Annotated in this window: 2 protein-coding genes; both read right to left on the bottom strand. The window is 42.0% G+C overall.

Annotated elements, in window-relative coordinates; translation table 11 throughout:
* The coding region (locus tag I8748_RS33630; RefSeq protein ID WP_198128813.1) for an ISAs1 family transposase at positions 1-366 on the bottom strand (366 nt) is incomplete at its 3' end.
* Between the two features lie 110 nt (positions 367-476).
* Positions 477-1,883, bottom strand: a 1,407-nt coding sequence (locus I8748_RS33625) for an APC family permease (RefSeq protein WP_198128812.1), incomplete at its 5' end; no start/stop codon positions are given.

The raw sequence follows: 1,883 nt of genomic DNA, 5'->3' as shown, positions 1-1,883 counted from the left end.
CTTATCATATGAACCACATAAAGTTTTCCCATCAATTGCAACTACTTCACTCGAAGTTATTGTCTGTACTGATTTCATCCAGTTTAAAAAACATGACTGAAATTGCTGCGGATTCAATTGTGCAAATACTCGCGCAAAAGTATCGTGTGATGGTATCCCATTTGGTAACTCCAAAAACGTTTTTAACCACTCAAACTTCGTACAGCCATATAATTCAATTGCTACCCAGCTATCTGCTCCACAGATTACTGCACAAATCGCAATAGTCAAAATATCAATTAACTTGTGTCGCTTTGTGCGATCTATTCGTGGGTCTGACATTTGTGCGAAGTGGTCAGCAATGGTAATTTTGGGCTTAAGCTTCACGCTTTCTTACGGCTTTACTCTACTTTCACTATGACTTTACCATCAATACCCGATCGCTTAACCTCCCTGACACAAGCGACTAGGCTTTTTTTAGTAAACATGTACTACATTTAGATGCGTTCGCCCTGAATATCACCCTCACCAAACAAGATAAAACGCAGCAAGTATTGTATCGGGTTTCCCTCTACCCAGCCAAAATAAGCATGTGGAATCTTTCCGGTTTGATCACGAATATGCAGAAGTAAAGCTGCAATAGCGTTAGGTACCGCTGCACTCTCAGCACGCAGAATCCGGTAATTACCAACTTGGACTCCTTTTACTCTGATAACATCAGCAAAATCTGAAGCATCAGATACCATAATCTCTAAAAAGAGAACCGGATCAGTAGAGGGAATATGGTTGTCCTCGCGTACCTCTTTTTCCTTGCAAAAATACTCTTGCTCGTCGCCCTCATTTAATCGATTAGCAATTATGCGGATTGCTCCTTGGCTTTCCTCTGCAATGAATTGGCGAGCATTTTCGTCAATTTCAATTCGCTCAACTCGCAGTTCCGTTGAACGCCAAACACGCGAAACTAAGGAGGTGAGAATAATTGTACCGATAAAGAACGCAGCAATCCTGATACCTTCCGGCCTTTCGATGATATTGACAACAGTAGTGTATATAAATACCAGCGTGATGATGGCAAAAACAAGTGTTTTTTGCTTTGATCTTTGACGGTGAATTGATAAAGTTACAGCCAACGCCGCTGAACTCATCAACACCAACACACCAGTTGCATAAGCACCACCTTGAGCTTCCACATTAGCCCGAAAGATGATTGTGACAATAAAGGCAATAGTTGTATAGACCAATACCAAAGGTCGCGTTGCTCGTGCCCAATTTGGTGCCATACCATAGCGTGGCAGATAACGAGGTACAATATTCAGCAGTCCTGCCATTGCCGATGCACCTGCAAACCACAGAATACTAATGGTACTCAAATCATAAATTGTGCCAAAAGTATTACCTAGATAAAGATGTGCCAAATATGCAAGGGCACGTCCATATGCTTTACCCCCATTGGCAAATTCTGCTGCTGGAATCAGTAGAGTAGTAATCAAGCTACTGGTAAGCAAAAAGAAGCTCATAATTACAGCAGCAGTAGTCAACAGCTTGCGGGTATTGCGAATACGTCCCTTGGGGTATTGGGGAGTGTCGTTGCTACTACCTTGTACAAGAGGCATAACAGTTACGCCAGTTTCAAAACCTGACAATCCCAATGCTAATTTTGGAAAGAGCAAAGTAGCTACAGCCAGCATTATCAGAGGGTTAGAATGACGGGCAAAAAGTGCAGCTTGCCAGCTAGCGATCGCAGTTGGTTGATTTACAATCTGAAACAGACCAACGCAAATCACAATCAAGTTTAACAGCAAATAAACTCCCACCAAAAATACTGCAATCCCAATGGCTTCTCGAAACCCTCTAATAAAAACCACACCCAGCAATGCAATTACAGCGTTTTTCAATTGAATAGA

The sequence above is a fragment of the Amazonocrinis nigriterrae CENA67 genome, from assembly GCF_016056305.1.
In the GTDB taxonomy this organism is placed as follows: domain Bacteria; phylum Cyanobacteriota; class Cyanobacteriia; order Cyanobacteriales; family Nostocaceae; genus Amazonocrinis; species Amazonocrinis nigriterrae.
This window is presented reverse-complemented; position numbering and strand designations above follow the sequence as displayed.